At 56.4% G+C, this 7,663-nt stretch carries 5 protein-coding genes; 1 reads left to right on the top strand and 4 read right to left on the bottom strand.

What is annotated here, in order from left to right; genetic code table 11:
• Both FJ543_RS30545 and FJ543_RS30535 read right to left on the bottom strand, forming a co-directional pair.
• A partial coding sequence (locus FJ543_RS30545) for a VCBS domain-containing protein (protein WP_210243720.1) occupies positions 1 to 761 on the bottom strand: 761 nt, incomplete at its 3' end.
• Between the two features lie 1,721 nt (positions 762 to 2,482).
• Positions 2,483 to 3,826 (bottom strand): hypothetical protein, encoded by a 1,344-nt coding sequence (locus FJ543_RS30535; RefSeq protein WP_140696752.1) that lies wholly within the window; start codon positions 3,824 to 3,826, stop codon positions 2,483 to 2,485.
• 322 nt (positions 3,827 to 4,148) lie between these two features.
• On the opposite strand from FJ543_RS30535, the gene FJ543_RS30530 reads away from it, so the two are divergent.
• Positions 4,149 to 5,051: a serine protease gene (locus FJ543_RS30530; RefSeq protein ID WP_084015715.1), complete on the top strand. Its 903-nt coding sequence runs from the start codon at positions 4,149 to 4,151 to the stop codon at positions 5,049 to 5,051.
• Between the two features lie 196 nt (positions 5,052 to 5,247).
• Here the strand turns inward: FJ543_RS30530 and FJ543_RS30525 are convergent, their stop codons facing one another.
• Entirely contained in the window at positions 5,248 to 6,297 is a 1,050-nt protein-coding gene (locus FJ543_RS30525; protein WP_064993455.1) for a hypothetical protein, read from the bottom strand.
• Complete coding sequence (locus FJ543_RS30520; RefSeq protein WP_064993454.1) at positions 6,294 to 7,643, bottom strand: tyrosinase family protein; 1,350 nt, start codon at positions 7,641 to 7,643, stop codon at positions 6,294 to 6,296. Before FJ543_RS30520 ends, FJ543_RS30525 begins: the two co-directional genes overlap by 4 nt.
• Positions 7,644 to 7,663 lie beyond the last annotated feature (20 nt).

Below are 7,663 nucleotides of genomic sequence, written 5' to 3'. Positions count from 1 at the left end.
GTGAAGGTGTCGGTGGTCGTGTCGCCGACATTGAGCGCCTGGACCGTGGCGTTGCCGTTGTCGAGCGTATAGGTCCAGACGCCACCCGTGGTCATCTGATACGTGCCGTAGCCATGGTCACTTGCATGTCCGGCCGCGACGGCCTGGAATGTATTGGGTGTGTTGTCGACGTCGGTGTCGGTGAGCGTGCCGCTCGCCGTCGGCGTCCCAGGAACTCCATTGCCGACGCCACCCGCCTCGATCACTGCGCCCGTAGAGACTCCGGAAATCACGGCCGCGTCGTTGGTTCCGGCGAACTGTACCGTGGCGGTTGCCCAACTGAGCGTTCCATTGCCGAGCCGAATTGAATAGATAAACGTGTCAGTCAGGTATTGCCCTGCATTCAAGTTTTGTAATTGCGTCTTGAAAGCCGCTGTTAAGGTAGCCGCGTCGTATCCAACGAGTCCGTCGGATGTGATCCAGATTTTCGCGCCGTTAGAACTTGTGTCGGAGCTGCCGATTTCGCTCCGCGCCGAGTCTTGTGTCAACAAATCAGCAGCGGAGTATCCACTCATCGCGCCTGTATTGTTGATCCCGTTGTCGACCGACCAAAGCGTCTTGGCGTTCCCGCCGAGATCGTTGGCCATCACATTCAGGAAGATGGGCTGAGAACTATCCTCATTAAGCCCGGTGGTGCTGCTGGTGAACAGGTCGTCCTTTGCCTGCGGTGTATTAGAGAATGACGCCGTGGTGCCGCCGGCACCGGTGACCTGAGTAGCCATTTTCAACCCCTGTTTCTGTAGCAGACGCCCCAACGCCTGTTTGTTAATAGTCCTGTACGACCACGCTCTGTCCGAGCATCGATCCCAAAGTCGCCACGCAGCTGGGTTGAAAGCGAGTGCGGCGCATCATCAGCGAGCCTGCCGGACAAGCAGTGCCGGCTGGAGCTAGTGGATGATGATCGCATGATGGCGGCTGCGACGGCGTTGTCGCAGCGCTGCGTCTCCCAACCCAATTGCATCGCCTAAATCGCCGGTTTCCGATCAAGAGATTTTAGACAATGCTTATATTAGGAGATTATTAACTCTACTGGCAAGCAAGCGTCAACGTCCAACTTGGGCGAACAGTTAATATTCGAGCATGAAGGAGCTACAGCCACCCGGATCGGCTTGTGAGATCAAACGAGTGCACGCCGGAAATGGCCCAGCGCGGCAGAAGATGCGGGGCAGCGTAACGAGAGCCCGCCAGTGCACTAACGCTGGACCTTGATCGCTGCCACGGTCGAGCCGGACATCCGGAAGTTTCGCGCTCCAACGCAGATCACTCCGAGGATCACAAGGCGCGAAGCAGACCTTGCCTTTGTGCACGCCGTTTTACGCCGTATCCCCCTTCTTAAAGGTCTTTACCTCGTAAGGGACTTGGGCAGATCGGACTTGCCAGATTGGAGATGAAGAATACCAGTTCAGCGAAAGTGAGACACGGACACGAGAACAATTCTCGATGGCGAAAATCGCCGCCGAAACTACGCGATTGCCGCTCCTTCACTCCCACTCGATGATCAACCGGACCTTCAACACACTGGTTTTGCAGTCCAATTGCTGCCATAAATTTCCTAATACCGTTCCAAATACCGTCGGATTCTTACGCTGTTGAAAAGGCTACAACAATGTAGTCGCTGTCGCGGCATGCATCCTTTTGACTGCATCATTTCCGTAGCGATTTCGCAGCGCCAAACAGAATGGCGCGTGGGCGCCATTTCCGCCAGCGGATGCGGTAAGCAAACCGACACAGGACAGCGGCTGCTTGGTTTCGCATCCGTTTGGCCCACCGAGCACCGGCGAATTTGCACAATTCGACTGTAGACGACTTTGGACTATTCGCAGCCAGTTGGCGAATGGCCGCAGTCGGGCGCCGAAAGCGGATTGTTAATCAGATTGCCTAAGCGAGATAGCGAACGGATACATCCATGAGCGCCACCGCTGTGCCTCCGCCTGGCGCCCAACGGCTGTTCACTTGTTATTCAAGGCGAGGCCGAAGATGTAAGCTGATCGAAACCTATCCCGGCGAGAGCCATCAAGTCGCTTGGCAGAGCGACGTCGCCCGCCGTTTTCCCATTTTCGCTTGAGATGAATGCGATCAGTGCGCTCACTTCTGCGTTGCTCAAAGTTCCAGGCGCGTTCCTTGGCATATTAGTTTTGATGAAACTGAACAGGGCACTGACGCTGCCAGGGAACCACTTTTGTGTAAAGACAGAGCCTCTAAGGGGGGGGCCGAATCCCCCCGAGAGGTCGGCCTTATGACAAAGCACGCAGGTCGAAAGGAATTTGGTCCGACCGGCCCCAGCCTGATCGGCAGAAAAGGTAAGTGGACCTAATGTCGCCGCGTGGCCATCACCCTCGGGGCGATCGGTTGCTCCATTACTTGGCAATGCAATCACTAAAGCCGCGATTGCCAGGAGCATCGCGCCCAAACAGCGCCTGACACTCATCTCGTCAGCCCCCTTTCATTTTTGAAATGGACAGGAGGCGGGCGGCGGACCTGCAGTTTCTGGCTTTGCACGGAACGGTATTGACATCACGAAGTCGGTCTGGACGAAGTCGTCAAATACATTATTACGCGTAACCTGCAGATTGGCCGATGGGAAGCCTGGCCACGGAACGAGCGTACCGTCAACAGATTTGGCAAGTACAGCACCATCTGGCACGGGTTCTTGGTTAGGCAACCCGATCTGAAACAATCCGGTGTTCAGAGGGTTGAAAAATCGCGGTGATGCGGCTTTCTTGTCCCATCCACCGTATGAATGGCAGCTAATGCACGAGGAGTTTACAAAGCCATTCTCGATATGGGCATCTGAAAGCACAATTGGAGAGCCGGTCGTGTCCACGAAATTGACCTGCGTCCCTCCCAATTTATAGTTCTCCCAAACGGTTCCCGCGAGACTGGCTGGCATTTGCGCTGTGTCGGGATACTCCCTTCCAGGTTGGCTGGGGAGCGGCTTTCCAGCGAATATCTTGTGATGAAAGGTCGCCCAGAACCAGTTTGGAACGTCTTTCGTGAGGATGTGAAGCGTCTGTAGCCCAAAGACGACTTTCGTTGCTCCTGTTGATTGTCCAGAGCTGAGCTGCCCATTCTTCACATAGAGTACTATTGAATAGAAATTGTTTGGAACGCCCGACCCAATCTCGGCATCGGTGAATTGCACCCAAGCAGCTTTGACTTCAATGCTCTCTGGAGGGAAAGTGATCGGTCCGACCGCCTTATCAAGTACCGCCTTAGCGTACCTCGCCAATCCATCTCGACTATACAGACAATTCGTACGAATGAAGTCGAACGTCGCTTTGTTCATATATGTCTCGCCGAGACCGCCTACGCTTCCGATATAGACACCCTCTCCTGATGTATTGAACCTTGCGCTTAATGCGGCTTGTTCATGAAAACCTGGCTGCTGCCCAGGCGCCTGACCAAAAAGATGTCTTTCGTCGTTCGCATCGGTCCAATCGGCCGGGTAACTTCCGTCGTCCTTGAATACCTCGCTATCTGCTAACTTCCACGTCTCCCAAACAGAAGTGGTACCTGGCGCTCCAGGACGGCGCGAACAGTCTGGTACTCCGCGAGATTTAGGGTCTGTCGCGACCGCAGGTTGGACCAACGTAGCGAACAAATCCCAAGCGTGCTTGCTGGGATTATCCATCGCATCGGTGCGTACGGGCGACGGAGGACAAAAATCGGCGGGTGTCGCAGGCGGCTGCCCTGCGGCCACCGCGGGAGCAAGCGCGCAGTCCCAACCAACAAACAATGACAAGCAAGTCGCAGCCTGCATCAATCGACGTCCAAGGACGCTGACCATAGCACTCTCCCGAAGTATTAAGTCTTGTCAGTAAAGCGCGCTGCCAAGAGCTTCCATGACCTGGAACATTAAATGGGCAACAATATATAATGCCGGACTAGACGCCAAAGCCAAAAGCGCCCCCCCTGCGGTATGACCATATCCCTCAGAGTCGATTGACGCAATACCGCTTGCACGCGACGACAAAAAGATTAATTGTCAGGGCAGAGACTATAATACAGGCACGTGCGTTCGCGACGGGCATACGTACACTTATTAACTGAGGAGAAGGGCAAGCACGTCACACCTGCGAGAGAGGCACATAACCTTGGGAGGGATTGGAATGCAGGTATTTGCTGGATTGGCTGCGATTGGCTTTTTTGTGATAGAGGTACTGTCAGTCACGCCTGCAGCGGCGGGAGGACTGGGGAATATCGAGCGCCTCCAGAACGAGGTGCAAGACATCGTGAAGCGGGCGAAACTGCCCGACGCCGATCAGAAGTTGATACTCAATTCGATTCGTGTGGACCCTCGCATCGTTGGCGGCGAGGCGGTGGATTTCAAGCAAAATGAGTGGCAGGTTGGGCTTGTAAGGGCGGTCGCCCCCGATCCACAACGGTTCCTGTTTTGCGGCGGGTCGCTTGTGGCGCCAGGCTGGGTCCTAACGGCGGCGCACTGCGTCGACAACTTCATCGTGAACAAGAACCCAGCCGCGCTAGACGTCGTCGATGGCACGAGTTTCCTGCCTGCTGGCGGCGAGCGTCTCAAGGTAACCAACATCATCATCCATCCGAAATGGGACTCGCAGCTTAACGAGTACGATTTCGCACTACTTCAGTTGGCGCGGGACGCGAGGATGGGCCGACCGATTGCGCTGATCCCAGAGGGTTCAAGTTACCACGGGACGGCCTACGTTACGGGTTGGGGAGCGATCTTCCAAGGCGGAAATACGACGACCGACCTGCTCGGTGCAACCGTGCCCATAGTGCCGAATGATGCGTGCAATGCGAAGGACAGTTACAACGGACGAATTACCTCGGCGATGATATGCGCTGGCAAGGAGGACGGCGGCGTCGATTCTTGTCAAGGCGATAGCGGAGGGCCACTAAGTGCCGTTGTAGACGGGAAGCGCCAGCTCGTCGGCGTTGTGAGCTGGGGCGAGGGTTGCGCCAAACGCCTGAAATATGGCGTCTACGCCAACGTCGCGGTTGCAACCGTGTGGATAGCCAACACGCTGGCGCGCTGAGCTATTAGTCCGGGCTTGAAGCGAGTGACTCCGTTGACGGGACTATTCGGTTGTCACCTTGCCCGTTGATTTTAGGGGCAAGGTCAGGTGTTGCGAACGTTGGTCCGCCTAGCGCAGGACCGAGTCCGGTCTACGGCTTTGCAGCTGGATCGAGAACAAGAACAAACGCGGTTAGGAGGATCATGCAAGCCGACCGCTATTGGAGCGGACGGCCTTTGTTGAACATTTGGTTAAGCTCCTGAAGCGGAGGCGCATTGAGGTTTGATCGGGTTAGCGCGTCGGTTTCCTGTGCTGCCTTCAACTTGTTTTGTAGCGCTCTTTTGAGCGCCGCCCATTGCGCGGCATCGAGCTTCCCAGCCGATTCCGCGCTTTGGGCATAGTTTCGCACCGCCGCTGCATAGACGAGCGACGGTGTGTTCGGATCGGTGGCGACGGTGAGTGCGTAGGACGTGAATGTCGGATCATATTGACCAAGCACTTGAGCCGCCGCGGCTCGAAGAGCGGGCTCCGCCTGGTCGTTGAGAAAAATCTTGTTGCGAATCAAAGGTCGGTCTCCTGGAATTGAGCCAAGAACCGCCACGGCAGCCAGTCGCGCTTCCGCGGGCCCCTTATCCAGAAAATCCAAAAGGCAGGCACGCGAACGCGCCTCAGGTGCTTGCGTGCAAAGTTCGGCCGCTTGCTTTGGTGTGACCGCTCCATTGGCTAGGGCCTCCGCCAGCAAGGGCGAGGCTTCCTCCGCGGAGGACCTCACCAGCGTCTTTAAGGCGAGCATACCTGCCTCGGATCGACTTTGGCGAGTTGCCAGCCTCAATGCGTCGAGCGCCACCTTGTGCTGGTTTTGAACGTAGCTTCCCCATATTGTGCCCGGGTGCATCGCGGGGTCGTGATTGCCGGCGTCGTGACCGGCCATGACGACCGAGTTAGCCAAGATTCCGACTGCGGATTTTCGCACGTCTTCGACGGGATCCGTTACCAACTCCGCAGCGACGGGCAGAGCCGCGTCTTCGGAAATCAACGCAAGACCTTCGAGCGCCTTGCTGCGTGTTCCTGGATCAAAATTCGTGTTTGCGGCGGTGACGCGCAGTCTTTCGATCTCGCCTGCGTTCTCCAGGAGATACGCCCTGACACGCGGATCGGGATTGGGGGGCTGGCCCAACTGGGCCAGGCACGGCGCAGCCAAAAGCCAAGCGCTAACCAAGGCGGAAACGAAGATGCGGCTGTTATTGTTGCCACCCATGTAGGTCATTTGAGAGGCCGTCCGAGATAGTCGATGTCGTCGTAGCAATATCCCAGCGCCGAGGAGGCCTGTTCGGATCCTAGGTAATCTAGCATTCTTGCTGGCGTGAGCGAAGCGGCCTCGGACTTTGAACTTATTCCGGGCATCTGATGCGACGTGGAAGGCCATCCCGATGCTTCTGCGGGATCTGGGTATCCCCAAGGCCACATCGGATCGTCGGCGTAGGTGCCCTTCCTGTATATGCCCGCATCTGGCCCGGTTCCTGGATATTTCCCCAGGGCTGAGTACGCGTCCTCATCATTCCCGCTGAACCGGGAATAGGTGGCCTGCCAGTGTGCCCAAACCCTATCCACGTTGGCATGCAGCAGGAAGAAGAGTGGGTCGGCGGGCGAGTCGGCCGTGGCAAGCCAGCCGCCCAGGTTTCGATGCACACCGCTATGGAAACTACTCTCGATTTGGCTATGGAATATCACGAACGCGCGGTGGAAGTTCGCCGGTACGGCTGGATCAAGGACGCCTTGGCTTGGCGCCACAGCTGGGTCTCGAATCAGCCGACCCATTTGTGGATCGATCCAGTCGCCTAGACCTGGCCCGCTGACGAACGGCACACCTGGCACAGTCGCTCCCATGAAATCATCGGAAAAAACATGGTCCGCAGGCTCATCGAAGCGCCAATATGGAATGGTCACACGCGGGTCGACCTGCTGGAGGCGACGTTCAAGATCAAGGAGTAGCGCTCGGTGCCATGGCAAAAAAAGTGGCGACCTGTGAATTTCAAGCTGATTGGCCGCTTCATGGATGCGAACGAACGGTTCGTAATCCGACGACGCGGCGCTGTTTTGGATATCGTGAAGCTTCTTCAAAGCGTCCAGAAAAATTTGGACTTCAAATCTCGTCAACGACTCCGCGTTTTTTCGCACCCGCACCATCACGTCCACCGATCCAAGCTCCAGGCCTAGGTCATCAAGCGCGATCACGCGCACGTCTTTGGCGCCAGTGGAGGCCTTCGTCCCCATGATCCAGAACGACGCCCATGCCCCATTCGAGGGAAGGGGCAGACTGAGAGTGGAGGAAGGAGAGTAAGACTTCTTGTCGAGGACTTCGGCTCCGTTTAGCTGGAAGGCCACATTGCCGCTGCTGTCGGTAGAGACAGCAGAGAGGGTTAGATGTTGTTGCGCTGTCGACGACTTGCTTAAGAGTCGAGCTCGCGAGAGAACAGGAGTCCAGCAAATATAAGGACTGCTATCGTGGGCGCCGTCGCCGATTTGTATTTCGACCGACTGAGCCGTTGATCGACCGACGGCGGCAATCGAGATGAGGACGCACCAGAATATTAGGCCGAGAAGAATTCGCATTGCACCCTTGCGATTGGATT

It is taken from the genome of Mesorhizobium sp. B2-5-7, from assembly GCF_006440875.1.
Lineage (GTDB): Bacteria > Pseudomonadota > Alphaproteobacteria > Rhizobiales > Rhizobiaceae > Mesorhizobium > Mesorhizobium australicum.
Note: the sequence above shows the minus strand (reverse complement) of the source record. Positions and strands in the feature narration are given on the sequence as shown.

Excerpts from the sequence above, each read along its gene's own strand:
- FJ543_RS30525 (WP_064993455.1), bottom strand. The coding sequence starts at position 6,297 with ATGACCTACATGGGTGGCAACAATAACAGCCGCATCTTCGTTTCCGCC.
- FJ543_RS30535 (WP_140696752.1), bottom strand. The coding sequence starts at position 3,826 with ATGGTCAGCGTCCTTGGACGTCGATTGATGCAGGCTGCGACTTGCTTG.
- FJ543_RS30520 (WP_064993454.1), bottom strand. The coding sequence starts at position 7,643 with ATGCGAATTCTTCTCGGCCTAATATTCTGGTGCGTCCTCATCTCGATT.
- FJ543_RS30530 (WP_084015715.1), top strand. The coding sequence starts at position 4,149 with ATGCAGGTATTTGCTGGATTGGCTGCGATTGGCTTTTTTGTGATAGAG.